This is a genomic window from Paraburkholderia strydomiana (assembly GCF_031456815.1).
GTDB classification, from domain to species: Bacteria; Pseudomonadota; Gammaproteobacteria; order Burkholderiales; family Burkholderiaceae; genus Paraburkholderia; species Paraburkholderia caledonica.
Window position 1 is genome coordinate 140,120 of the sequence record NZ_JAVDVL010000008.1, and the last position, 24,471, is coordinate 164,590.

The following is a 24,471-nucleotide window of genomic DNA, read 5'->3' on the forward strand; positions in this document are numbered from 1 at the left end:
AACCCCCAAGGAATTGCGATGGAAAAGTTACTCGCCAATCAATTCGCATTGGTCACGGGCGCAAGCTCGGGCATCGGCTATGGCGTTGCAAAGGCGCTCGCCGATGCGGGCGCGTCCGTCGCTCTGAATTATCATTCGCACGCTGAATCGGCCGAGAAGCTCGCCGACGAAATCAATCAATCGGGCGGCGTCGCAATCGCGGTTAAAGCAGATGTGTCGAATCCCGCTGATGTCGACGCGATGTTCGAAGCGTGCCGCGCTCGCTTCGGCACGTTGGATATCGTTGTCGCCAATTCCGGTTTGCAGAAGGACAGCGCTTTCGCCGAAATGACGCTGGAAGATTGGCAAACGGTGTTGGCCACCAACCTGACGGGACAATTCCTCACCGCTCAGGCAGCCGTAAAAGAATTTCGCCGACGCGGACCGACGTCGGTATCGAAAGCGGTTGGCAAGATCATCTGCATGAGTTCCGTCCACGAGGTGATTCCGTGGGCCGGACATGTTAACTACGCCGCGTCGAAGGGCGGGATTCAGATGTTCATGAAGTCACTCGCGCAGGAAGTGGCGCCGGAGCGCATCCGCGTGAATTCGATTGCGCCCGGCGCGATTCGCACCCAGATCAATCGGGACGCGTGGGACACGAGCGCGGCGCGCGACAAACTATTGCAACTGATCCCTTATGGCCGCGTCGGAGAAGTGGAAGACATCGGCAAGGCTGCCGTCTGGCTTGCATCGGATGAAAGCGACTACGTTGTGGGCACAACGCTGTTTGTCGACGGCGGCATGACGCTGTATCCGGGATTTGCCGACAATGGCTAGACGCCAGTACAGTCGTTGTCGCCGTGACCTTCCAGCAGTTTTTCGAACAGATCGACCTCGCCCATCTGACCGCCTTTGAGCATTAGCTCGATGCCATCCAGTTGAGGACTGTCGGCGTGGACACGGCACACGCTCACCCCAGCCGACAGCGGCGCAAGATATGACAGACCCCATGCGCCGAGTGCTCGCACCGCGATACTCGATGTGTCACCGCCCGCAATGCCGACACGCTGTAATTTCTCCGCGTCGAGCACTTGCCTCAACAATGCCGCGCAAGCGTGCGCAAGCCGAGGCAACGCACCGGACGATTCGATCCCGCTCGGTTCGCGCCGCGACGTGAAGGCCAGTACGTTGCTTCCGTTGCGCAACGCGTCGGCGATTGCTGCCACTTGCGCCATTAGATAGCTGTGTGCCGATTCGCCCGTCATCTGCAGCGGGTCCAGTTCAATGCAGCGATATGAGCGCGCGGCGCGGATCTGCACCTCGGTCAACGGCGACAGGCTGCCCGCCAGCACGAATACCGGACTGCGCGCACGAGCCAACTGTTCGCGCTGCGCCGTTGCTCCACTCGCGGCCGATTGAGCGAGCGCGGAGACATACGCCTGCGCCACGCTGCTTGCGCCCACCGCAAGGAGCGGCGCGGCGCTTCTCGCTTGATGCGTCAGCAAACGCCCAATCGTTTGAAGATGCGAATCGTCGAGTACATCGAATAGCACCGCATCGGGCCGCAACGTGAGCCGGCGTTCCAGCTCTGTTTGCAGCGCGGCGTCGCCTGCCGCATAGCAGCGCCAGTCGATGGACTGCACGTTCTCCACGCCCTGCCGCTGCAGATGCACGCGCAGGTCCGCCTCGCTCATCGGCGTAACGGGATGCCGGCTCATGGTCGGATGACGATCGATCCGGTAGATGGACGATTCGCCATTGTCAGCGCCCGCCGCTGCATACAACTCACCGAACACGCAATAGCGCCGCAGACTGGGCTGTCCGCCAATCACTGCGACAAGCGGGTTCGCGCAATACTCGCGCAATGTGCGGATCGCCACGCCGATGCTGCCCGTTCGCGGCGCGCTGTCGAAAGTCGAGCACACCTTGTAGTGCATCACCCGCACGCCGAGTTGGGCAAACGCCTGACCGACACGTGTCAGCTCCGCGCGCTGCTGATCCGGCGACATCGTCCGCGCGGCGCCCGCCACGCCAATCGCATCGAGCGGGCCGAGCTTTCCCAGATGCGTTGCGTCCGGTGGCGCTAATAGCAGCATGGTGCGCAATCCGGCGCGTGCCAGATGCGCGAGCGTATCGGTCGCGCCGGTGAAATCGTCGCCGTAAAACGCGTATTGAGGGTCGCCGGCGATATTGCCGCTGCTCGTGTCGTCGTTGTGTGTGTTCACCCGCGGCCACCGAAAAACTCGAGCGCGCGCCGCAGTTCCGGCATGCGCTCCGCGTAGACGGGCACAGGCGTGCGCGCTTGCACTGCGGCCCATGCCTGCCTGACACTCGTGACACCGGCCGCGGGGCCATCGGGATGCGCGAGGATGCCGCCGCCGGACATGAACAGCAAGTCGGTGGATTGCACGGCATCGAACGTCGCTTGTGCGGTACCTGCCCACTGGCCTGAAGAGAACGCCGGCAATACCGTGTCGTCGCAGCCTGGGGCGAGCGGCGTCGCGCAGTCGCGTGCGGACTCGATGACCTCGGCATCGCTCTGCGCGAACTTCCCGGCGAGACCATGCACATGCATATGATCGACGCCCGCCAGACGCCACAGCGTCTGATAAGCCTGAAACGATATGCCGAGCGAGGGATCGCGCGACATCATGCCGTAGCCGTTGCGATGTGCGTGCAGCACCAACGGCGTGGCGCGGCGCAGCGTCTGAATAGCGGAAAAGCCGCACCAGTTGATGCTCGCCATCACACACGCGCCGCCCTCGCGCTCCACCAGTTCGGCGTGCCGACGCATCGCGTCGAGGTCGTCGGTGATATTGAAGGCGACCATTACCGGGCGGCCGCTGCGTTCGCGATAGCGACGCACTTCGGCCATGACCGCGCGCACCCGTTCGGCAAGCGGTGCATGCGCGGGGTTGGCGCTTACTTCGTCATCCTTTATAAAATCTACGCCTGCCTCGCACAACTCGCGCACAAGCGCCGCGGTTTCCTGCGCACTCAGACCCACGTTCGGTTTGATGATGGTGCCGATCATCGGCCCGGCGATTACCTGAGTCAACGCACGCGTACCCTTCACGCCATGACGCGGAGTCTCAAAGCGTGCGCGATAAGACGCCGGCAAACGCAGCGACAATAACCGCATGCCGGTGACTTCGCCGAGGTCGTATAAATTGCCCGCGACAGTTGCGGCGAGCGTCGGCAAGTTCGCGCCAATGTTGGCAAGCGGAAAAGACAGCGTAACGCGCGCGCGCCGCCACGGTCCGTGCGCGCCTTGCCGTGCGAGCCATGCGCTATGAAGGCTCGGCTGCGCCGCAGGTTCCAGCTCCTCGATGTGCAGCACGCTTGCGCGGCTTCGTGCGCGCAATGCGTCGGTTTCGTTGGCCACGCGCACGAAAGTGCCGCTAGACTGCTCGCCCGCCATGATCTCGGCGACGCGCGCGGGATCGAGCGGCGTCTCGATCAGATAATCGGCTTCGAGCGAATCGCGATCGCCGCCATGCGGCTCTTGTGTGTCTGTCATAACGTGCTCAAATCCGGAAAGCGGCGCACCGGCTCACGGCCGTCCCAATCACGTGAGGCCGCGTAGATCATGTCGAAGAGCTTCCCCTTTGGTCCCGCAATCTCCGAAAGCTCGATCACCGTTCCCGGATGATCCTCAGTATCGAAGTACACGAAGCGGCCATTGCGGCCGACTTCGCCGCTCATCGCCACCTTGAAGCCTTGCTGCTGCAAACGCGCGAGGTCGGCGTCGAACGAAGTTGTCCAGTATGCGTTGTGCTGAAGCCCTGTATTGCCGGCGGTGAGAAAGTCGCGATACATGGAAGGCGCCTCGTTTCTCGTCTGAATCAGTTCGACTTGAAGCGGCCCAGAGTTGGCGAGCGCAACCGAGTTATGAACTTCGTATGATTGCCCGCGATAGGTGTAGTTCTCAATGGGTACTCGCTCGTTGTAAAACCACGGTCCCACACCGAGCACGCGGCTCCAGTAATCCATGGCGGCCTCGATATCGCGCACCACGTACCCCGCCTGGCGAATCTCGCCAAAGAATCGACTCATGAAAATCTCCCCACGCAGCAATTATTGATAGACGAGCAACTCCCCGGCGCGGCACAAAATGCAGCGCCCGAAGGTCGAACGGAAGACAGCAGTTAGAGAAAGCCGGTTGAAATCCAGGGTATCGCGGCCACGACAATCAGCCCCACGATCAGCGCCCCCATATAGCCGACAATATGACGAATGCCCGCGTCGGGACTGACCTTGCTGATCGCGCACGCCGAGTAATAGCCCACGCCGAACGGCGGCGAAAAGAGGCCCACTCCCATAGAAAGAATCACCACGATCGCGTAGTGAACTTCATGCACGCCCGCAAGCCGCGCGATTGGAAACAGCAGCGGTCCGAACAGCACAATCGCCGGAATGCCTTCGAGTACGCTGCCGAGCATCACGAACACGACGATCGACACCGCGAGAAAACCGTATGCGCCGCCGGGCATCGCACCCATCCATTGGGCAAGATCCTGCGAGAAGCCCGACTGCGTAAGCGCCCATGCCATTGCTGTGGCGCAGCCGATAATGAACAGAATCGCGCCCGACAAAGTGGCTGCATCGACAAGCATGCGGGGAAGGCGTCGCCACTCGAAACGCCGATAGATCAGGAGGCCGGTCAGCATCGAGTACGCAATACCGATAGTCGACACTTCGGTGGCAGTCGCGACACCTTCGACCACCGCGGCCCGGATCACGAATGGCAACGCCAGCGCGGGCAGCGACACGATGAACAGCCGGCCTATCTGCCGCTTGCTGAAACGTTGCGTGCCGCTCAGATCTTCCTTCCTATAGCGCCACCACACGACGACGCACAAAATGAGCGCAAGCACGGCGCCCGGCAACATGCCCGCAGTAAAGAGCGCGGAAATGGAAAGCCCTGTGACGGAGCCGATCGTAATCAGCACGATGCTCGGCGGAATGGTTTCGCTTTGCGCGCCGGTGGTGGCGAGCAGCGCGACAAGGTCGCCCTCGGACGCGCCGCGCTTTTTCATCTCGGGAAACAACACGGGCGCGATGGCTGCCATATCGGCCACTTTCGATCCGGAGATGCCGGACACGAGATACATTGCGCCGATCAGCACAAACGACAGACCGCCACGCACGTGACCGACAAGACTCGCGAGGAACTGGATCATCGCGCGCGCCATGCCCGTCATTTCGATCAGCAGACCGAGAAAGACGAAGAGCGGCACCGCCAGCAGCACGAGATGCGACATGCCTTCGTCCATGCGCCCCACGACTACTTCCAGCGGAGTGAAGGTCGAAAGGCCTAGATAACCGAACGTGGCCAGCGCGAACGAAAATCCGATTGGCACGCCGGAGAAGATGCCGATAGCAACCACGCCCACGAAGAAGATGATCAGATTCGCCTTGCCGAGCGTCTGGAACCACGGTCCCGCCCATATCGCCGCCGCGCCGAGAAGCGCCGCGATCGCCAGCGCAATAACGACGTCGCGCATCCGGCTAGTCTGCGCAAGCCGGATCAGGCCGACGACCAGCATCAGCGCGGCGCCAATCGGCAATGCAAATGCACGCCACGCATTGCTGATTTGCAAAGCAGGGGTGACGATGGCCGCTTCGCCGGACGCGTAGTTATAAGCTGGCGCTACCAGCAGTGCCAGCAACGCGACCGAGGCGGCGATGGCCAGCGTATCGACAAAGGCGCGACGCTCCGGCGATAACCGGCTGACGAGTGCGGTCATACGCATGTGTTCGCCGCGCCGCAATGCGAGAACAGCGCCCAACATGGCGAGCCAAAGGAACAGGATGCCGGCCAGTTCATCCGACCACACCAGAGGCTGATGCAACGCGTAGCGCGATACCACGCCCGCCAGCATGACCACGATTTCCACAGCAAGCAGCAACGCCGCGCACACCTCGACGACCGAAATCAGACCGCGGTCGAGCGCCTTCAGCCACCGGCGCGGCGTGCTCACCGTCGGCAACGGCACAGAGGCTTGCGCTGCATTCAATGCGTGATTCGACATGCTGCTATCTCCTCGCGGCGGGGCGCCGCGCGTAGTCCGATGCTTGCCCGCGCGATGTTGCATCAGGCCAGTTTGCCGACCGATTGTTCGAGCAGGTCCCACGCCTGATTGCCGAATTTGTCTTTCCATTGCGCGTAGAAACCCGCTTGACGCAACGCCGCGCGAAACGAATCAGGCGCGGGCCGGTTAATCGCAAGACCCTTGCTTTGCAGATCGGCAACAGCCGCGTCGTTGAGCTTGCGTACATCTTCGCGCTGCTTCAACGCACACTGATTAAACGCATCGCTTGCAATGCCTTGCAGGTCTTTCGGTAGACGCTGCCATGCGCGCGGATTGAGTACAAACCAGTAGCCGTCCCACATGTGATTGGTCAGTGAGCAGTACTTCTGCACTTCGTAGAGTTTTGCGACCTGCACGATTGGCAACGGATTTTCTTGCGCATCGACAATATGAGTTTGCAGCGACGAATACACTTCGCTGAATTGCAAACTGGTCGGTGCGGCGCCGAGCCCCTTGAACATGTCGATGCTGAGCGGGCTCACCGGTACACGAATCTTCAAACCGCGCATGTTCTGCGCACTCGTGATCGGCCCGTTGCTGGTGGTCGTCTGACGAAAGCCGTTGTCCCACATCTTTTCAAACGATTCGAGCCCGGCCTTCTGCATCGCCGAGCGCACATAGGCGCCGAGCTTGCCGTCCATTGCAGCCCACACCTGGTTGTAGTCGTTGAACGCAAAGCCGACGGCGTTGATCGCGACTGACGGCGCGAGCGTGGATACGACGAGTGCTGACGGCGTGAACATTTCGATGCCGCCGCTACGCACCTGCGCGAGCATGTCCGTATCGCCGCCAAGCTGGTTGTTGGGGAATATGCGGATCTCCATGCGCCCCTTCGACGCCTCGCGGATCTGATTGGCCGCCTCCTGCGCGCGAACGTTCAGTGGATGCGTAAGCGGCAGGTTATTGCCGTACTTGAACACGAACTCCGGGCCGGATGCAGCACGCACGATCGCTGGAAATCCGAGCGCGCCGGCCACGGGCGCGGCGGCTGCGGCACGCAGCAATGCGCGTCTCGCGAGGTTGGTCATTTGGGTGTCTCCTTGCTTATAATTGATGTGACTGTCCAATCCATCAAAACACATCATCACTTGCTCGCAACGTGCTGACTTCCGATCAGGTGCGTTGAGTCGTCGTGTGATAGCTGCAAGACTAGGCGTGCGCAGCAATCGCTGTCAAACCGCGAACTTGATGGTTTTTGATGGACTTCCAACCTGCGAAGGACGGTTATGCCCGATCCGCTTAGCTCTGCCGCCGCTGCGCGTGCCCGCATTCCGGACATCGCGCGCGCTGCGGGCGTCTCCACGGCCACAGTGGATCGCGTGCTCAACAGCCGCGAAGGCGTGCGCGCCGTCACTGCACAACGCGTGTTGCAGGCGGCTGCGCAACTCGGCTATCTGCTCACACAAGAAGGGCCTGCCACGCCCGCCTCCAAACCCATGCGCATCGCGTTTCTGCTGCCCGCCGGCACGAATCGCTATCTGCACATGCTGGGCGACTATATCGACTTCGCGCACGATCAATGGAATGCGCTCGACATGAAGTGCCGCGTCCATTACGTCGAAAGTTTCAACCCTAAAGAACTGGCCGACCGTCTGCTGCATTACGGACAACGCGCGGATGGCGTGGTGTTCATGGCGCTCGAGCACCCTGTGGTGCGCGATGCAGTCAATGCGCTGGCCGACCAGGGCGTGCCCGCGATCACGCTGATTTCCGATCTGTCGAATGCGCGGCGGCTGGCTTACGTGGGTATCGACAATCGTTCAGCGGGACGCACAGCCGCATTGTTGCTCGGGCGTTTCATGGGTCCGCGGCCCAGCGGGAAGATCGCGATGCTGGCAGGCAGCCTCAACTATCGCGGACATGAAGAACGTGAGATCGGTTTTCTTCATCTAATCGAATCCACGTTCCCGCAAGTGCGCGTAATCGGACTACGCGAAGGACAGGACGACAGCGAGCGCAATTATGTGCAGACGCGCAGGCTGCTGGAGCAGCATCCGGACCTCGCCGGCATTTACAACAGTGGCGGCGGATCGGATGGCGTGGCGCGCGCAATCGTCGAAGCGCGCTCGGATCAGAAGATTCTTTTCGTAGGACATGGCCTGACGCCGGACACGCGAGCATTGCTAATCGACGGAACAATGGACGCATTGATCACACAGACTCCGCAGGCAATGGTGGGAAACTGTTTGCGCATTTTCCGCAACGTGCGCGATAAGCGCGATGCAATGAGCGACGTGAAGCCGGTGCAGTTCAGCATTGTGTTGCGCGAGAATTTGCCTTGATTTACGGGGCTTTCGCGCGCGCCCGACGCCCACATGCAGCGATCGGAAATAACCCGGGCACGCGAGATGCTCAATCTCCTTCGTGTTCCAACCTTATACGAAAGGAGATACATCATGCCTTACCTACTTGGCTGGCTTCTCGGTGTTCCGGTAATCGTGCTGGTAATTCTGTACCTCATCTTCCATTGATCTCGTGAGACCTGTCCCGTGGCGCGGCCCTTATGTGGCCGCGCGTTTTCTAATGCGGGTCTAGCTGCGGCTCGTGATGCTCGTTGCCATACGTACGATACATGCATTCGTGCCAGAGCGAGTATTCGCTGCGATACGGTAGCGTCGCAGTTTCTCTCATGCCGCCTTCGGTAAAGGCAGCGATCACCCATATCAGCTTGTGGCCGCGAGTGGCCCGTTTGCGTCGAGCCTGATGGTTGTCCCAGGCACCAATGCACCCTGAAAATATACCGGCCCCCGTGCTGGATAGGCTTCCGAATCCGCCACCCGACGTTGCACCTCTCGGGACGTTCTTCCGATAGAATCAAGGTTAGATGAACAACCTTCCGGGTCGGCCATGAGCCCCAAAAATCGCGCGCTGGACAATCAGGATCGCAGGATCATGCGCGCATTACAAAAGAACGCGCGCTTAAGCAACGCGGAGCTGGCGGAACTGGTCGGCATGTCGACCACTGCATGCTGGAATCGCACACGTCAACTGGAAAACGAAGGCTATATTCGCGGCTATGTCGCGCTGCTGGATCAGCAGAAGCTCGGCTTCGCCGACATCGTGCTGCTCGAAGTGACGCTCGACCGTCACGACGACGATGCACTCGCGCGCTTCGGCGCCGAGCTCGCGACGCTCACCGAAGTGCTCGAAGCGTACCTTGTGTCGGGCGATTACGATTACCTCGTCAAGGTCGCTGTTGATGGCACCGCAGGTTATGAGCGCTTCTTGCGCGAGAAGCTATATAAGATCGCGGGCATTCGTCATAGCCGCTCAATGTTTGCGCTGCGTTGCATGAAGAGCATTCCGTCTGTGCAGGTATAAGGCGGCGCCGCTCGCGGTCAATACACGCACTCAATTCCGACGCAGCGGTTTTTGACATGCGGCGAGCACAGCGCCGCCCGCCAGCAACAGCGCGGAATAGATGAGGCCGCGAGCGAGACCTGCTCCGTCGGACACCCAGCCGATAACCATCGGCCCAACGATCTGCCCAAATGCAAAAACGATCGTGAATGCGCTGATGCCTTTTGCCCAGTGGCTCGTCGGCAGGTTGTGGCGCACGAACGCCGTCGTCGAGGCGACGGCGGACAGGAACGTCGCGCCGAACAGCGCGCCCGATGCGAACGCGATCCACGGTTGCGTGAATAGCGCGGGCAACAGCGTCGCGACCGCAAGCAACGCATTGAGCACGGCGAGCGCCTGACCGCCGCGCATGCGGTCGAGCAGCCCTGACCACAGGCGCGCGGAAAGCACCGTTGCGATGCCGAGCAACAGATAAAAACCCGTGACGACCGTGGCGCTCATGCCCGCGTTGCGCAGCAACGCGACAATGAACGTCATGTAGCCGATATAGCCGACGCCGAACAGCGCATAGCCGCCGAGCGCACGAGCGAAACGCGGCCAGCGCGGGGCGTCGTCTGTATTGCCCAGGTGCGCCGGTGCCGTTGCCGCCACCGCGTGCACGCCCTCGATCTTGCGCGCGGCGCCGATGGCGGCCACGCTGAATGCCGCGCATGCGGCAGCCAACGCAAACCAGGCGAACTGCCAGCCATGCGCACGGTTGAGAATGGTCAACGGCACCAGTACGGACGAAGCGACAATGCCCCATCCCGTGCCCCCGTAATACAAGCCGAGAACGAGGCCCGCATCGCGCGGACTCGCCGACGCGAGCCGCGCGGCGAGCACGCCACCGCTAATGAAAACCGCAGCGCTGCTCGCGCCAGTGATCACGCGCAGCACAAGCAGCGAATTGGTGTCGGCAAGCAGGCCGCTGGCCGCCATGAGAAACGCAGTGGCTATACAGCCGGCCACGAACAGCTTGTCTGCCTGCCAGCGACGCGCGAGTCGCGGAAACGCCAGCGCTCCGAGCAGATAGCCGAGCGCATTCGCAGTGTTCATTGCCCCGGCTTCGGCGAAGGTCCAGCCGAGGTCCAGTTTCATCGACGGTAATAGCAGCGCGTAGGCAAAGCGCGCGAGGCCCAGCGCAATTGCGCTCCCCAACGACAACGCGGCCGCCAGCATCAACATAGGAAGGCGCTGCGCCGCGTAGTCGGCTATGGGAGGTGCGGCAGCGTCGGACGGATGTGTCGGCATGGGCTAGTCTGGATGGAGAAGCATTGCTGCTGAGCGGTTCTGGTGCTCGGCTTTGCCGCGCTTTGTCATCATATCGGGAGGCGGGGTGCGGGGCTGACAGTTAGTTGCATTGAGTTGCACTGTGATGCGCGGCAACGCACGTGCTGACAGTCCGCGTGTTACTGCGCAAGCGTCGACATCGACGTCGACAGCGACCACGCAACGCACGCGGCATAGCCATGCGGCGCCTCTATCCATTGCGCGGAGATCTCACGCATGTCGTGCGCGATGGCGTTACGCAACATCACGCGATTGCCTTCGCGCGGCAGTACGGCGAGATGCTGCAGGCCTCGCGTGATGCCGACGCCCGTTGTTTTGACGAGCGCTTCCTTCGCCGTCCATGCGTCGTAGAACGCAGCCATCCGTTCGGAAGGATCGAGGCGCTCGATCCACGCCGCTTCGTCTGGGTCGAGCGTCAGCGTCATGATGGAACGCCAGTCGAATCTGTCGCTGTGCTGTTCGATATCGACACCGACGCGCCGAACATTCGACATCGCGATCAAAGCAAAGCCTCCCGCATGGGACACATTGAAATCGGGCGCTGTCGAATCCGCGAGCCGTGGCCGCCGGTTTGCGTCCAGCGCGAAGCGCACAGCGTGAGCTTCAACGCCCATGCGTTGCGCGAGCAACTCGCGCAACGCCGCGCGCGTTGAGGCGAAGCGCAGCGCGTCGTCACGCTGGCGGAAGTTGTGCGCTCGTTCGCGCTCGTCGTGACTGAGGCACGCGAACGCCGCGGCGTCGAGCGACATGTCGAAACGCAGATCGATCCGCCACAACGAAACGTCGGGCGGGCCTTGATGCTGAAGCGGAGGCGGAAGCGGTTCGATGGTGTCAGACATCGGCAGAACTGCGCGCAGTGTGGAATTACCGCGACTCTACATGATGATTCCCCTTCTGCACGGCGGGATCTCACGCGCTCTTTGCGTCTTTCGGAACGCCGATTAACAGCGCGACACCGCTCGCGAACAGCAATGCCGTCAATATATAAAGCGCGCTATCCATGCTGCCGGTATGCATCTTGATCTGCCCGATCGCCCACGGGCTGACAATGCCGCTCGTAATACCGATGCTGCTAATCAACGCTATCCCGCCCGCCGCCGCAGCGCCTGATAGATAACTCGACGGCACGGTCCAGAAGATCGGGAGCGCAGAGAAGATCAGCAGCGTAGCGAGCGACAGAATCGCGAGCATCGCCGGAAAACTGCTTAAGTGCAGCGTCAAAAAATACAGCGCAATGCCCCCGCCAATCGTGCATACCGCGAAATGCCGGCGACGCTCTGCGCGCCGGTCGGAATGACGCGCGATCAGCACCAGACCAACCGCGCCGATTGCATTCGGAATGACGCTGTAAAGACTGATTGCGAGAACATCGCGAATGCCGAAGTCGCGAATCATCAACGGCATCCAGAAACTGAGCGTCAACGACGCACACGTCAGCGAAAAATAGATGAACGCAAACAGGTAGACGCGCGGATTGCGCAAAGCCTGCACGAACGAGTGCGATGAATGCGACGATGCGGTGCGGTCCTCGTCGCGTTCGGCGATCAGTTGCGCTTTCTCGCCCGCCGTAAGCCATTTTGCGTGCTGCGGGCCGTCGACGAGATAAAACGCGGCGACGAGCCCCAGCACAACGGCCGGCGCGCCTTCAATCGCGAACATCCACTGCCAGCCGTACAGACCCAACACGCCGCCCATATCGCGCATGATCCAGCCCGACACCAGGCCGCCGAGCACGCCCGCAACCGCAACGCCCGCGAAGAAAACCGACAGCACGGCCGCGCGTCGGCGCGCCGGATACCAATAGGTCAAATACAGTACGATGCCCGGAAAAAAGCCCGCTTCGAAGACGCCAAGCATGAAGCGCAGCAGATAGAAGTGCGCGGGTGTCGACACCATCATCATGCCGACCGACGCCACGCCCCACAGCAGCATGATCCGCGTGAACGTGCGGCGTGCGCCGAATCGCGAAAGCAGGAGATTGCTGGGCACTTCGAACAGCACATAGCCGATATAGAACACGGCTGCGCCGAGACCGTACATGGCGTCGCTGAAACCAAGGTCGTGCTTCATCTGCAATTGCGCGAAGCCAATGTTGATTCGATCCAGGAACGACACGACATAACAGAGAAACAGAAACGGCACGATACGCAGCGATACTTTGCGATATAGCAGATCGTCGTGCGCGGCAGTGCTTGAACTCGGCTCGAGCGCGCGGGCAAGGGATTGACTCATCGGTTATCTCCAAACATGAGGCGTGAAGGGTCCTACGGACCCACGGGTCCGGTGTCTTGATGCACCGCGTTGTTGTCTGCTGAAGTGGCGGCGTGCGAATGCGCGGAACCGCCCTACTGTCGCGATGAAGTGCGCGCGACCCTAGGAGCCGGGCGCGCGTTCACGCTACATGCAGCGTGGATCACGCTGCCAGTGGATGAATCTCGCCGCCTTGTGTCGCTGGATCAGCCACGCCTTCGCGTGCGAGACGGATCGCTTCGAGCAGCGTCGCGTGATCGCCGATATGGTTCGCAAGCAGCAGAATGAGTTGCGCATTGGCGGACTGACTGCGCGCGTCGTCGAGGTCGCGATGCATGTCGATCAACGCCTCGTAGAAATCGTCGGGACGCGCGAGATTCGGTTGCGTGTTCAGTGCCATGTCGTGTCTCCAGATTCTATTTATCGCTACGCCTGCGGTGGTTTCAGGCCGTACCTTCCACGCACAACGCGCGTTTCAGCGCGTTCTCCACCGCGCTCGCGTCGAGTCGCCGCCAACGAGCGCATACATGCTGGTCCGGCCGGATCAGATAGAACGTGCCGGGTTGCGCGTCGTAGCGCGCGCTCGCCACGCCTTCCACGTCGCGCACAATCTTCGCGTCCGCTATCGCGGGCGCCGCCGCTTCGCCACGGGCGACCACAACGAGTTTCATAGGAATAGCGCCGGTGAGAAGGCGATTCAACGCGCCTTCGGTTTGCGCGTCGATGCCATCTTCGCCACAGAACAGCACGCCGGTGAATTGCTGACCAAGATGAGCGAGCAGCCACGCCGGTTCGCGCGCCGCCTGCACTGGCGCATCCACACAGGCAGCACCCGGGACCATCGCCCCCTCGAAGCTGTCGTTATCCGGCGTATTCAGCGGTGAGCCGCTCAGCACCGCGGGCACCGACAGGCGGCCACTGTTCGCCAGCTGCCGCGCAAACGGATGGTGGCGTGCGAGCTTCAGCACAGCGTCGCGGAATACGCGGCTCACCGGGCTCTTCGGGGTGATGAAATCGGTGGAACGTGTCGAGTTGCGGATGTTTTCGTCGGCGGCAAATTCGCGTTCGCTTGCATACGTGTCGAGCAACGCATCCGACGCCTTGCCTTCGAGCACCATCGCCAGTTTCCATGCGAGGTTCTCCGCGTCCTGCACGCCGCTATTGGCACCGCGTGCGCCAAACGGCGACACACCATGTGCGGAATCGCCCGCGAACAGCACGTTGCCGTGCCGGAAGCGCTCCATGCGCAAACACGAAAACGTATAGACGCTGACCCATTCCAGTTCGAACTTTGCATCCGGTCCGAGCAACGCGCGCACACGCGGAATGACGCGCTCCGGCGTTTTTTCCAGCACCGGATCGGCGTCCCATCCAAGCTGGAAATCGATTCGCCACACGTTGTCCGGCTGACGGTGCAGCAGCACCGACTGATTCGGATGAAACGGTGGATCGAACCAGAACCAGCGCTCGGTCGGAAAGTCCGCTTCCATTTTTACGTCGGCGATCAGGAACCGGTCTTTGAACGTGACGCCTTTGCTGTCGAGTCCCATCAAATTGCGAATCGGACTACGCGAGCCATCGGCGGCGACCACATAGCGGCCGCGCAAAGCGTACTGACCGTCGGGCGTGTCGACGGTCAACGTTACGGCTGCGTCGCACGTTCCCGGCGTTCCGCTTTGCTCCACACCGACCACTTTGCTTTTCCAGCGAATCTCGATGTTCGGCATTTGCTGCGCGCGTTCGAGCAGAAAGCCTTCGACGTAATACTGCTGCAAGTTGATGAACGCGGGCCGATGGTGGCCCGCTTCCGGCTGCAGATTGAACGAATAGACGAGTTCGTCTTTGAGGAACACTTTGCCGACATTCCAGCTGATGCCCTTGTCCACCATTCGCTGACCGCATCCGAGGCGATCGAAAATATCGAGCGAGCGCTTCGAGAAGCAGATTGCGCGCGAGCCCGTGGACAACGAACAGTCGTCGTCTACAAGTACGACCGGCACGCCCTGCTGCGCGAGGTCGATCGCCGTGGCGAGGCCCACCGGGCCCGCGCCAACCACGATCACCGGGTAGGCCGGCTGCTCCGCGCCGCTGTGCATGTCTTGCGCGCTCTGTTCGCGGCACGGCCGGTATTCGAACGACAGCCTCTGGTAGTCGATGCTCATCTTGTGTCTCCGTCCTTCTCCGCTTTGCTCTGCTGTGCTTCGCTGCTTTTATTCGCTTCTATTCGTATGCAGGTCAGGCTTGCAGTGCGTCCCACATTTCCTTGTCGCGTTGCGCAGTCCAGACGCGCGGATGTGTGATGCCGCTCGCTTCATCGAAAGCACGCGAGACGTCGAACGGCAAGCAATGTTCGTAGATGAACACGTGCCCGAACTTCGGATCCATTGCTTTACGCGTGTGCGCCATCGCGGCTTTCAGATCGAGCTTCTGCGCGACGGCTTCGCGACCTTGCTGCAACAGCGTGGTGACGAAATCCTTCGTGTAATCGAGGCCCTTGTTGACATCTTCCGGCGTGGTCAGCGCTGGGCCGCGGCCCGGCACCAGCTTGTCCGCATTGAGCGCACGCAGTGCTTCGAGTGTGGCGGGCCACTGTTCGAGCTGGGCGTCGCCGCAATAGCATGCCGCGTCGTATTCGACGAGATCGCCTGAAAACAGCACCTTCTGCGACGGCAGCCACACCACCGTGTCGCCCTTCGTGTGACCCGCGCCGAGATGCGCGATGCGCACTTCGAGCTTGCCGAGGAACAGCGTCATTTCCTTTTCGAACACGAGCGTCGGCCACGTCAGGCCCGGCACGGTTTCGACGCCGGCAAAGAGACGCGGGAAGCGCTCGATCTCCGACTTCATGTCCGCCTCGCCACGCTCGACGATCATCTCGTACGTGCCGCGACTCGCAATCACTTCCTGCGCGCCTTCCTTGAAATACGCCGACGCGCCGAGCACGCGCACCGCGTGATAGTGCGAAAGCACGACGTATTTGATGGGTTTGTCGGTCACGCTGCGAATCTTCGCAATGAGGTCTTGCGCCATGGCCGGCGTGGCGGTGGTGTCGACGATCAGCACGCCGTCGTCGCCAATGATCACGCCGGAATTCGGATCGCCTTCCGCCGTGTACGCGTAGGCGTTCTCGGACAACTGCGTCCACGTGACTTTCTTGACTTCCAGATCGGCCTGAGATGCGAATGCCTTTGCCATGCTTGTCTCCCTCAAAAGTTGGACGTGAGGCGAGACGGCCGGCGGCGCGCCTTGGCGCGAGCTGACGGTATTGGAGGTTGTCTCGCCCCGTTTTTGACTCTATGACTGCGCCGGTGTATCGGGGTGAATGCATCTTATGGCCGCGTCAGTCTATTTGTCAATAGCGAAATCTATCGCTATACGCAAATATCGGAACGACTAACATGACGGTGTGAACAGCGGGGTTTGCAGCGCGGGCTTCGGTTAACATGGACGCTTTTTCGGACGAACACGGGCGTGGGCAAAGCAGCGAAACCATCCGCGGGCGAAGGCTCGGGCGGCAGCCAGACGACAGACAGCGGCAAGACGCAGCGCGGCATTCAGAGCGTCGAAGTCAGCGGCCGGGTGCTGCTCGCGCTGGCGCGGGCGCGCGCGCCGTTGGCACTGTCGGACCTGTCCACCGCCGCCGAACTCGCGCCGGGGCAGGCGCACGCTTATCTGGTCAGCTTGAGCCGCCTTGGCCTCATCAAGCGGGATGAACTCTCAGGCCGCTACGAGCCCGGTCCGTTGTCGTTGCGCCTGGGCCTCTTGCATCTGGAGAATCAACCGGCGTTTCGCGCCGCCGTACCGCGCGTGGCCGCGCTGGCCGAAGCAATCGGATTTAGCGTCGCGATCTGCATTGCGGGGCCGCAGGGGCCGACCATTGTCCGCTACGAACATGCGGGGTTTCCATTGCATGTGAATCTGCATGTGGGCACGGTCATGTCGCTGCCGGCCACGTCCACGGGACGCGTGTTTTGCGCCTATCTGCCGCGCGAGACGCTCGACACGATGTGGGCGAATCAGTCCGGCGCTGCGCCGGGCATGTCCACCAAACCGGGCGAAGACGCCGTTTTTCAGGCGGCGGTGGACAAGATCCGCGCGCGCGGCCTGGAGTGCAGCGTCGACGCGCCGAGTCCGGGCATCAGCAGCCTGAGCGCGCCAGTGTTCGATCCGGACGGTCGTTTGGCCCTAGCGTTGACGGTGATCGGCTCGACCGGCGCAATCGACGCGACCGTCGATGGCCCCATCGCTCGCGCGTTGCTCGCAACGGCTCGCGACATCGGCGGTGAGCTTGCCGCCGGATCTTCCCTGCTTGCATCGACCGCACCGTGACCGCGCCTACCGACACCTCTTCCCTACCGCCCGCTTCCGCCGATGCGAAGCCGCAGCGCGGCATCCAGTCGCTCGATAGCACCGGCGAACTGCTGGCGGCGCTCGTCGCCGCCGCGCGGCCGTTGACGCTGCGCGATCTGGCCGCTGCGGCCGGGATGCCGCCGGCGAAAGCGTTCCCGCATCTGGTGAGTCTGCTGAAAATCGGCTTGCTGAGCCGCGACGCGTCCGGCTGTTTCGCCGCCGGGCCGCTGGCGCTGGAACTCGGTTTGATCGGCCTGCAGCGACTCTCGCCCACGCGCGAGGCGGAGCCTGAAGTCGTCGAACTCGCGGCATCGACGGCCATGAGCGTCGCGATGGCGGTGCTCGGTCCGCTTGGACCGACAGTCGTGCGGCTGGAAGAATCGGCGCGGCCGTTGCATGTGAGCCTGCGGGTGGGCACCGTCATGTCGCTGGTGAATACGGCGATCGGCCGCGTATTCGCCGCTTATGTAGCGGACGACGTGCGTGCCGGTCTGCTCACGCAGGATCATTTGCGGCTGGCGGGCTCGAACCCTGCCGATGCGCTAGCGGACAAGCACGGAGCAAAGCTGAAGGAAGCGTACCGGGAGCGTCTCGCGCAAGTTCGCGCGGGCGGCATGGACAGTGCGCTGAGCCGGCCGGTGCCCGGCATCGACACATTGGCCGCGCCTGTGTTCGACCACACCGGCAGCATCTGCCTCGTGCTCGCGTTGATGGGACCCAGCGGCAGTTTCGACAGCGACGCGACGGGCGAACCCGCGCAGACGCTGTGCGCGGCGACGTTGAGGTTGTCGCGGAGATTTGGGTGGATGGGAGCGGGGTGAGCGCCTAATCGCCCGTCTGCGGCTCATGCGACGACAGCCTCGCCTTCGCATGCCGCATCTTCTCCAGCGTCTTGGGCCCAGCCTTGAGCGCGACGCCGATTGCCAGCGCGTCCATGATGCAAAGATGCACGAGCCGCGAGACGCCGGGCGTATTCGGATCGATCGGGCTCGGCACGCGCAACAGCAACGGTATATCCGCGAGCCACGCGAGGCGCGAGCCGACGTTGGTGAGCGCGATTGTGGTCGCGCCGCGCTCCTTCGCGATCTGGATGCTTTCGTTCACTTCCGTGCTGCGTCCGGAATGCGAAATGGCAAAGGCGACGTCGCCCGGTTCCATCATGCCCGCATACAGGCGCTGCAAGTGACCGTCGGTAAAAGCTGTGGCGGCGATGTCGAGGCGCAGGAAGCGCAACGCCGCGTCTTGCGCGACCAGCCCCGAACCCGAGCCAACGCCAAAGAAGAACACGCGCCGTGCGCTCGATAGCGCGGCAATCGCGCTTTCGACCACCGCAGGATCCAGCGCGCCGCGCGCGTGCGTGATGCCATCGACGGCGGCTTCGCCCACTTTGTCCATCAAGGTCTGCACGTCGTCGTCGCGCGCGATTGCCGCCGACGCATACGGTAAGCCGCTCGCCACGCTCTGCGCCAGCTGCATCTTGAAGTCGCGCAGGCCGTGCGCGCCAATCGCGCGGCAGAATCGCGTGACAGAGGGCTCCGATACGTCCGCTCGCTGCGCAAGTTCCGTGATGCTCGCACGCATCGCGAAGTCGACGTCGCTCAGCACCATGTCCGCGACCTTGCGTTCGGCTGGCCGCAAATTGGCGAGTGCGCTGCGGATGTGGGGAATCAAGTTCGGTGCGGACACCCGGTGTTCCTTAAGGGTTAAATGAATCCGCGTGGGTCGCAGCTTCGATCGGCAACACGCGACTCAGACCAGTCTGCGCCCACTCTCCGTATCGAACAGGTGAATATGTGCGGCCGGCAAGCGCAGCGTGACGCGCTCACCAGGCTCGACCTTCGAACGTTGACGTGTCGTCACACACCACGTGCCGCCGCCTATCTTCCCGTACAGATGCGTTTCGGCGCCAGTCGGCTCCACGACTTCGACTTGCATTGTCACGTCGGGTGTCTGCGTAATTGTCTCGATGTGTTCGGGCCGCACGCCCAGCGTGATCTTTGCGCCGACCGCCGCCGAAGCAGGCGCGCCTTCGAGCACGATCTCGCCGCCGTCCGCGAGTTTCAATGCGAGTCCCGAACCTTGCGTGCGGTTCACGAGAACGCCTTCGGCGAAATTCATCGACGGCGAGCCGAGAAAGCTTGCGACAAAAAGATTCGCGGGGTGATCGTAAAGCTCCAACGGACGCCCGATCTGTTCGATCCGCCCAGCGTTCATCACGACGATGCGATCGGCCATCGTCATGGCCTCGATCTGATCGTGCGTCACGTAAATCACCGTGTTTTTCAGGCGCTGATGCAATGCCTTGATCTCCGTGCGCATTTGCACGCGCAGCTTCGCGTCGAGATTGGACAACGGTTCGTCGAACAGAAACAGGGACGGCTCGCGCACCACCGCGCGGCCCATCGCGACGCGCTGGCGCTGACCGCCCGACAACGCACGCGGCAGACGATCGAGATAGCCGCCCAGATTGAGCATCTTCGCGGCAGCCTCTATGCGCGGCTTGAAATTGGCTGGGGACTCCTTGCGGATTCGCGGGCCAAAAGCGATGTTTTCGTACACCGACAAATGCGGATACAGCGCGTAGCTCTGGAACACCATCGAGATATTGCGCTGCTGCGGCGCGAGATTATTCGCGCGCGTGCCGCCGATCATGAGATCGCCGCCGCTGATCTCCTCGAGGCCCGCGACCATCCGCATCAACGTGCTTTTGCCGCAACCCGACGGGCCCACGAGCACGACGAACTCGCCGTCGTCGATATGAAGGTCGATGCCGTGCACGACCTGGGTGTCGCCATAGCGTTTGAAGATGCCGCTCAGTTGCACTGCTGCCATGCTTTCCTCATCGTCTTGCGGTTTCTATCAAAGCGATTCGAGCGTCAACTCTTGGGCCATCAGACGGTTGCCGGCCATCAATCCGCCGTCTACAGGCAACGCTACACCGGTGATCACACGCGCCATTGGCGAAGCGAGAAAGAGCACGGCGTCGGCGATATCGTCGGGCGTTGCGAAATCGCGCAACGGGTACCACTTCTTCAGATCTTCGAAGACCTGCGGATTCTTGTCGACGCGCGCCTGCCATGCCTGCGTCTTGACGGTGCCGGGACAGACGATGTTCGCGCGAATGCCGTAACGGCCCAATTCCACAGCAAGGGCCTTTGTGTAACTGATGAGCCCGGCTTTTGCCGCGCTATACGCGGGATGTCCGAGCGCCGCCAAACCGTTCACGGAACCGATCAGCACTAGCGCTCCGCTGTTGCGCTCGATCATCGACGAACGCACGGCCTCGACAGTGTGATAAGTGCCGTTCAGGTTCAGGTGAATGTCGCGCTGCCAGCTCGCGGCATCGGTCGTGGCCAGCGTCAGACCTTCGGCTGCGCCCGCGTTGGCGACGAGCACATCCACCGGTCCGCGTTTTTCCACGGCGGATGCAACGGCTTGCTGCACCGCGGCCGCGTCGCCGAGATCGACCGCTATCGGGCTGACCTGCGTTTCGCCGAGTTGCTTCGTCAAGCGCTCCAGCGCCGCCGCATCGATGTCGAGCGCGAGGACCGTGTCGCCCTGCTCCACGAAACGCTTGCACAACACGCTGCCGATGCCGCCGCAAGCGCCCGTCACCAACACCACACGATTCATGTCCGCCTCGCTTTTCACGCTTGCCGCGTCTATCTAAATCGTCTGTAAATTTATTACAGCAGAGAAGCCGCGTCGCACTTCGTCATCCCGAATATTGGGTTTCTGCACCGCATGCCACGCGCAGAATATGCCTTGCCTACAGGCATCTTATGCACAAAACCATCCCGAACGAAATATCGCAGACCCTACGTGACAATGCATTTTTAGCCGTGTAGGATTTTTTCAAACAATTCAACCACAGCGGCCGGCGACGGCAGCGGACCATCCCACCAATCGTTGATGGGACCTTGGGAAGCGCTAATGCACTCACTAAGGTCGACACAGGAGAGAGAAATGTCGTTGCATGCCCGTGCTTCCCTCGCGCTCGGCAAAGTTGCCGTGGCGCTCGCGTTTGCAGGTATTGCCGTGGCGGCTCACGCCGACACGGTTCGCGTGACCGTCGCGCACTACAGCGATGCAACCGCGCCGTACTTCGAAAAGATGGCTCGCAACTTCGAGAAAGCCAATCCTGGCACGACCATCAAGATCGAAGACGTGAACTGGGACACGCTGCAACAGAAACTCCAGACGGACATTTCCGGCAACGCGAACGCCGATCTCGCGATCGTGGGCACGCGCTGGCTGCTCGACTTCGTGAAGGACGACGTGGCGGAGCCGCTCGACGGCTACATGGATGCAAGCTTCAAAGGCCGCTTTATTGGTCCGTTCCTCGCGCCGGGCGAGATCAACGGCAAGGTCTATGGCCTGCCGATTGCGGCTTCCGCACGAGCGCTCTACTACAACAAGGACCTGCTTGCGAAAGTCGGCTATCCCGACGGCCCTAAAACATGGAACGACGTAATCGAAGCGTCGAAGAAGCTGAAGGCGCAAGGTATTGCCGGCTTCGGCCTGCAAGGCAAAGAAATCGAAACGGACGTCTACTTTTACTATGCACTGTGGACGAACGGCGGCGAAGTAATCGGCAAGGACAACAAGGCGGCGTTCAACTCGCCTGCGGGTATCAAGGCGGCGACGCTCTACAAGTCGATGATCGATCAGGGCCTGACGCAGCCTGGCGTCACCGGCTATAGCCGTGAAGACGTGCAGAACCTCTTCAAGCAGGGCCGCGTTGCGATGATGATCTCCGCACCGTTCCTCGCCAAACAGATCAAGAAGGAAGCGCCGAACCTGAAGTACGGTATCGATCCGATTCCGATGGGCACCACTCACGCCACCTACGCGGTCACGGACTCGATCGTGATGTTCAAAAACTCGAAGGTGAAGAAGTCGGCATGGAAGTTCCTCGACTATCTGTTCACGAAGGAACCGCGTGTCGAGTTCACGACGACCGAGGGCTTCCTGCCGACCACCAAGGCTGAATCGTCGGACCCGGCGTTCAACGATCCGGATACCAAAGCATTCGTCGCACTGCTGCCCACGGCCCGCTTTGCGCCGACCGTGACAGGTTGGGAAGACACCGCGAAGGCCGTGACCGACGCAATGCAGTCGATCTATCTGGGTAAAGCCAAGCCCGCTGACGCGTTGAATGCGGCGGCCACGCAAGCTAACAAGTCGCTCGGTCATTGAGCGGCGCTACGCGGTGAGATTGCGGTAATTCGCTGCACACGGGACGCGCGCCGCGCGGCTGCAATAGCAGCCGGATAGAAACGCGCGGCGCGCATTCCGGCCATCATGCTGGCCGTAATCGACTGTCATCGACTATCCGGCCCATTCCGTCGCGCCCGCTCCGTTGTGCAGGCGCGTCTCACGATCGAGCACGTATGAGCCGTTCCGCTTCTTCACGCCTGCAAGCGCCCTGGTTGCTGATTGCGCCGAGCCTCGTGCTGGCGCTTTTTATCATCAGCTATCCGATTTTCAACATTGTCTGGCAATCGCTGCATGAGGTGTCGCGCTTCGGCGCCATTCGCGATTTCACGGGCCTGCAGAACTTTTACACGATCTTCGGCGATCCCGCGTTTCTCGCGGCAGCGAGGCGCACGATAGTCTGGACCGTGTTTGTAGTGGGCGGCACGGTGCTGATTTCCGTGCCCGTTGCGCTCGTGCTGAATCAGGATTTCTATGGACGCGGCGTCGCGCGAACGATTGTCATGCTGCCGTGGTCTGTCTCGTTGACGATGACCGCCGTTGTGTGGCGCTGGGCCTTCAACGACGACTACGGCATGGTCAACGTCACACTTCAGCGCCTAGGGCTGATCGGCGGACCGATTCACTGGCTCGCGACGCCCGAGTTCGCTTTTCCGGTAGAAATCGCGGTCGGCATTCTCGTATCGATTCCATTTACTGTGACGATTCTGCTCGGCGGATTGTCATCGGTGCCAGGCGACATCTACGAAGCGGCGCGCATCGACGGCGCCAGCGCATGGCAGCAGTTTCGCAAGCTGACGCTGCCGCTGCTGCGGCCCTTCATCAATATGACCATCTTGTTGAACGTCATTTATGTGTTCAACTCGTTTCCGATCATCTGGGTCATGACGCAAGGCGGGCCCGACAACAGCACGCATATTCTCGTCACGTATCTGTATGAACTGGGCTTCAGGCTCGGACGTCCAGGCGAGGCCGCGGCCGTTTCGCTCATCATGCTGGTCATGCTGTTCGTTTTCTCGATGGCGTATCTGCGCTTGCAGCCCGCGAAAGAAGGAGAACCGTCATGACGCTCAGCGCAAAAGCGAAACGCTCGTTGTGGTGCTGGCTCGCATTGTCGCCGCTCGTGGTGGTCGTGCTGTTCCCGTTCGCCGTCATGCTCTTCACCGCATTGAAGCCTGCTTCGGAGATCTTCGTGTATCCGGCGCGCTGGCTGCCAGTGCATTGGCAATGGAGCAATTTCGTCGATATGTGGCAAGCCGCGAATTTTGGCGTGGCGTTGCGCAATAGCACGGTAATCAGCCTGCTTTCGACGCTGCTCGCGCTCGCAGCGAGCTTGCCGGCGGCTTACGCATTGGCGCGGTTCCCGTTTCGCGGACGCGGAACGTATCGCCAGTTCCTGCTCGTCACGCAAATGCTGTCGCCTATTCTGCTGGTGGTCGGCCTGTTCAGGCTCGCGGCCATGATTCCTTATGGCGACGGCAACCTCGTCGATTCGAAAATCGGCGTGATCGTTTCTTATGCCGCGTTCAATATTGCATTCGCTGTGTGGATGCTGTCGTCGTATTTCCAAACGGTGCCGCGCGATCTCGAAGAATCAGCGTGGCTCGAAGGATGCGGTCGCACGAAGGCCGTTTCCAAGGTGTTTCTACCGCTTGCCGTGCCCGCCATCGTCGTCACGGCGATCTTCACGTTTATCAACGCCTGGAACGAGTTCGCCGTGGTGTACACGCTGATCCGCTCGCCGGAGAACAAGACGCTCACCGTGCAGGTGACCGATATGGTCGCCGGCAAGTACGTGGTGGAATGGCATCTCGTGATGGCCGCTACGCTTTGCGCGACGTTGCCTGTGTCGATCGTGTTCGCGTGGTTGCAGCGGTATCTGGTGAAAGGGCTGGCGTTGGGCGCGGTGAAATAGGTCTTTGCGGACCGCGCTGTTGTGCACTGCCCC

General features: G+C 61.5%; 22 protein-coding genes. 8 read left to right on the forward strand and 14 right to left on the reverse strand.

Features of this window, described 5'->3' with window-relative positions:
• The first annotated feature begins 18 nt into the window (after positions 1–18).
• Positions 19–819, forward strand: coding sequence for an SDR family oxidoreductase (locus J2W46_RS21735; RefSeq protein WP_310070373.1), 801 nt, complete (start codon positions 19–21; stop codon positions 817–819).
• Here the strand turns inward: J2W46_RS21735 and J2W46_RS21740 are convergent.
• The 5 genes from J2W46_RS21740 to J2W46_RS21760 form a co-directional block, all read right to left on the reverse strand.
• The gene (locus tag J2W46_RS21740) at positions 816–2,207 is read right to left on the reverse strand and encodes a four-carbon acid sugar kinase family protein (protein WP_310356009.1); all 1,392 of its coding nucleotides are present in this window, start codon (positions 2,205–2,207) and stop codon (positions 816–818) included. The genes J2W46_RS21735 and J2W46_RS21740 overlap by 4 nt on opposite strands.
• On the reverse strand, positions 2,204–3,502 hold the full coding sequence (locus J2W46_RS21745; RefSeq protein WP_310356011.1) for a ribulose-bisphosphate carboxylase large subunit family protein: 1,299 nt from the start codon (positions 3,500–3,502) through the stop codon (positions 2,204–2,206). The genes J2W46_RS21740 and J2W46_RS21745 overlap by 4 nt, the downstream gene beginning before the upstream one ends.
• Positions 3,499–4,038, reverse strand: a complete 540-nt coding sequence (locus tag J2W46_RS21750) for a VOC family protein (protein ID WP_087753039.1) — start codon at positions 4,036–4,038, stop codon at positions 3,499–3,501. The genes J2W46_RS21745 and J2W46_RS21750 overlap by 4 nt, the downstream gene beginning before the upstream one ends.
• Before the next feature lie 92 nt (positions 4,039–4,130).
• Complete coding sequence (locus J2W46_RS21755) at positions 4,131–6,017, reverse strand: TRAP transporter large permease (protein WP_310356015.1); 1,887 nt, start codon at positions 6,015–6,017, stop codon at positions 4,131–4,133.
• 62 nt (positions 6,018–6,079) lie between these two features.
• Complete coding sequence (locus J2W46_RS21760; protein ID WP_310356017.1) at positions 6,080–7,105, reverse strand: TRAP transporter substrate-binding protein; 1,026 nt, start codon at positions 7,103–7,105, stop codon at positions 6,080–6,082.
• Positions 7,106–7,303: 198 nt separating this feature from the next.
• On the opposite strand from J2W46_RS21760, the gene J2W46_RS21765 reads away from it, so the two are divergent.
• Complete coding sequence (locus J2W46_RS21765) at positions 7,304–8,359, forward strand: LacI family DNA-binding transcriptional regulator (RefSeq protein WP_310356019.1); 1,056 nt, start codon at positions 7,304–7,306, stop codon at positions 8,357–8,359.
• 565 nt (positions 8,360–8,924) lie between these two features.
• The gene (locus J2W46_RS21770; RefSeq protein WP_027778161.1) at positions 8,925–9,398 is read left to right on the forward strand and encodes an Lrp/AsnC family transcriptional regulator; all 474 of its coding nucleotides are present in this window, start codon (positions 8,925–8,927) and stop codon (positions 9,396–9,398) included.
• A gap of 30 nt (positions 9,399–9,428) precedes the next feature.
• Here the strand turns inward: J2W46_RS21770 and J2W46_RS21775 are convergent, their stop codons facing one another.
• The 6 genes from J2W46_RS21775 to J2W46_RS21800 all read right to left on the reverse strand — a co-directional run bounded on the left by J2W46_RS21775 (position 9,429) and on the right by J2W46_RS21800 (position 16,151).
• Positions 9,429–10,667 (reverse strand): YbfB/YjiJ family MFS transporter, encoded by a 1,239-nt coding sequence (locus J2W46_RS21775; protein WP_310356021.1) that lies wholly within the window; start codon positions 10,665–10,667, stop codon positions 9,429–9,431.
• A gap of 158 nt (positions 10,668–10,825) precedes the next feature.
• Positions 10,826–11,545, reverse strand: a complete 720-nt coding sequence (locus J2W46_RS21780) for a 4'-phosphopantetheinyl transferase family protein (RefSeq protein ID WP_310356023.1) — start codon at positions 11,543–11,545, stop codon at positions 10,826–10,828.
• Positions 11,546–11,615: 70 nt separating this feature from the next.
• Entirely contained in the window at positions 11,616–12,938 is a 1,323-nt protein-coding gene (locus J2W46_RS21785) for an MFS transporter (RefSeq protein WP_310356024.1), read from the reverse strand.
• 181 nt (positions 12,939–13,119) lie between these two features.
• The gene (locus J2W46_RS21790; protein WP_087753034.1) at positions 13,120–13,356 is read right to left on the reverse strand and encodes a DUF2783 domain-containing protein; all 237 of its coding nucleotides are present in this window, start codon (positions 13,354–13,356) and stop codon (positions 13,120–13,122) included.
• A gap of 43 nt (positions 13,357–13,399) precedes the next feature.
• On the reverse strand, positions 13,400–15,118 hold the full coding sequence (locus tag J2W46_RS21795) for an FAD-dependent oxidoreductase (protein ID WP_310356027.1): 1,719 nt from the start codon (positions 15,116–15,118) through the stop codon (positions 13,400–13,402).
• Positions 15,119–15,191: 73 nt separating this feature from the next.
• Complete coding sequence (locus tag J2W46_RS21800; RefSeq protein WP_310356030.1) at positions 15,192–16,151, reverse strand: MBL fold metallo-hydrolase; 960 nt, start codon at positions 16,149–16,151, stop codon at positions 15,192–15,194.
• A 276-nt stretch (positions 16,152–16,427) separates the two neighbouring features.
• Between J2W46_RS21800 and J2W46_RS21805 the strand changes: the two genes are divergently transcribed.
• Together J2W46_RS21805 and J2W46_RS21810 are read left to right on the forward strand one after the other, a co-directional pair.
• The gene (locus J2W46_RS21805) at positions 16,428–17,285 is read left to right on the forward strand and encodes an IclR family transcriptional regulator (RefSeq protein WP_310356033.1); all 858 of its coding nucleotides are present in this window, start codon (positions 16,428–16,430) and stop codon (positions 17,283–17,285) included.
• Positions 17,282–18,127 carry an IclR family transcriptional regulator gene (locus J2W46_RS21810; RefSeq protein ID WP_310356036.1) on the forward strand — a complete coding sequence of 282 codons (846 nt, stop codon included), beginning with the start codon at positions 17,282–17,284 and terminating at the stop codon, positions 18,125–18,127. Before J2W46_RS21805 ends, J2W46_RS21810 begins: the two co-directional genes overlap by 4 nt.
• A gap of 4 nt (positions 18,128–18,131) precedes the next feature.
• Here the strand turns inward: J2W46_RS21810 and J2W46_RS21815 are convergent, their stop codons facing one another.
• From J2W46_RS21815 to J2W46_RS21825, 3 genes are all read right to left on the reverse strand, one after another.
• A complete protein-coding gene (locus J2W46_RS21815) occupies positions 18,132–18,992 on the reverse strand; it encodes a MurR/RpiR family transcriptional regulator (RefSeq protein ID WP_310356038.1) in 861 nt (286 codons plus the stop codon).
• Positions 18,993–19,055: 63 nt separating this feature from the next.
• On the reverse strand, positions 19,056–20,138 hold the full coding sequence (locus J2W46_RS21820) for an ABC transporter ATP-binding protein (protein ID WP_310356041.1): 1,083 nt from the start codon (positions 20,136–20,138) through the stop codon (positions 19,056–19,058).
• 27 nt (positions 20,139–20,165) lie between these two features.
• On the reverse strand, positions 20,166–20,939 hold the full coding sequence (locus J2W46_RS21825; protein ID WP_310356043.1) for an SDR family oxidoreductase: 774 nt from the start codon (positions 20,937–20,939) through the stop codon (positions 20,166–20,168).
• 333 nt (positions 20,940–21,272) lie between these two features.
• Here J2W46_RS21825 and J2W46_RS21830 point away from each other — a divergent pair, with 333 nt between their 5' ends.
• The 3 genes from J2W46_RS21830 (at position 21,273) to J2W46_RS21840 (ending at position 24,438) form a co-directional block, all read left to right on the forward strand.
• Positions 21,273–22,505 (forward strand): ABC transporter substrate-binding protein, encoded by a 1,233-nt coding sequence (locus tag J2W46_RS21830; RefSeq protein ID WP_027778172.1) that lies wholly within the window; start codon positions 21,273–21,275, stop codon positions 22,503–22,505.
• A gap of 194 nt (positions 22,506–22,699) precedes the next feature.
• A complete protein-coding gene (locus J2W46_RS21835) occupies positions 22,700–23,590 on the forward strand; it encodes a carbohydrate ABC transporter permease (RefSeq protein WP_020068801.1) in 891 nt (296 codons plus the stop codon).
• The gene (locus tag J2W46_RS21840) at positions 23,587–24,438 is read left to right on the forward strand and encodes a carbohydrate ABC transporter permease (RefSeq protein WP_310356046.1); all 852 of its coding nucleotides are present in this window, start codon (positions 23,587–23,589) and stop codon (positions 24,436–24,438) included. Before J2W46_RS21835 ends, J2W46_RS21840 begins: the two co-directional genes overlap by 4 nt.
• Positions 24,439–24,471: the final 33 nt, after the last annotated feature.

Coding starts and splice junctions, on each gene's coding strand:
- J2W46_RS21735 (WP_310070373.1), top strand. CDS start 19: ATGGAAAAGTTACTCGCCAATCAATTCGCATTGGTCACGGGCGCAAGC.
- J2W46_RS21745 (WP_310356011.1), bottom strand. CDS start 3,502: ATGACAGACACACAAGAGCCGCATGGCGGCGATCGCGATTCGCTCGAA.
- J2W46_RS21750 (WP_087753039.1), bottom strand. CDS start 4,038: ATGAGTCGATTCTTTGGCGAGATTCGCCAGGCGGGGTACGTGGTGCGC.
- J2W46_RS21755 (WP_310356015.1), bottom strand. CDS start 6,017: ATGTCGAATCACGCATTGAATGCAGCGCAAGCCTCTGTGCCGTTGCCG.
- J2W46_RS21760 (WP_310356017.1), bottom strand. CDS start 7,105: ATGACCAACCTCGCGAGACGCGCATTGCTGCGTGCCGCAGCCGCCGCG.
- J2W46_RS21765 (WP_310356019.1), top strand. CDS start 7,304: ATGCCCGATCCGCTTAGCTCTGCCGCCGCTGCGCGTGCCCGCATTCCG.
- J2W46_RS21770 (WP_027778161.1), top strand. CDS start 8,925: ATGAGCCCCAAAAATCGCGCGCTGGACAATCAGGATCGCAGGATCATG.
- J2W46_RS21775 (WP_310356021.1), bottom strand. CDS start 10,667: ATGCCGACACATCCGTCCGACGCTGCCGCACCTCCCATAGCCGACTAC.
- J2W46_RS21780 (WP_310356023.1), bottom strand. CDS start 11,545: ATGTCTGACACCATCGAACCGCTTCCGCCTCCGCTTCAGCATCAAGGC.
- J2W46_RS21785 (WP_310356024.1), bottom strand. CDS start 12,938: ATGAGTCAATCCCTTGCCCGCGCGCTCGAGCCGAGTTCAAGCACTGCC.
- J2W46_RS21790 (WP_087753034.1), bottom strand. CDS start 13,356: ATGGCACTGAACACGCAACCGAATCTCGCGCGTCCCGACGATTTCTAC.
- J2W46_RS21795 (WP_310356027.1), bottom strand. CDS start 15,118: ATGAGCATCGACTACCAGAGGCTGTCGTTCGAATACCGGCCGTGCCGC.
- J2W46_RS21800 (WP_310356030.1), bottom strand. CDS start 16,151: ATGGCAAAGGCATTCGCATCTCAGGCCGATCTGGAAGTCAAGAAAGTC.
- J2W46_RS21820 (WP_310356041.1), bottom strand. CDS start 20,138: ATGGCAGCAGTGCAACTGAGCGGCATCTTCAAACGCTATGGCGACACC.
- J2W46_RS21825 (WP_310356043.1), bottom strand. CDS start 20,939: ATGAATCGTGTGGTGTTGGTGACGGGCGCTTGCGGCGGCATCGGCAGC.
- J2W46_RS21830 (WP_027778172.1), top strand. CDS start 21,273: ATGTCGTTGCATGCCCGTGCTTCCCTCGCGCTCGGCAAAGTTGCCGTG.
- J2W46_RS21835 (WP_020068801.1), top strand. CDS start 22,700: ATGAGCCGTTCCGCTTCTTCACGCCTGCAAGCGCCCTGGTTGCTGATT.
- J2W46_RS21840 (WP_310356046.1), top strand. CDS start 23,587: ATGACGCTCAGCGCAAAAGCGAAACGCTCGTTGTGGTGCTGGCTCGCA.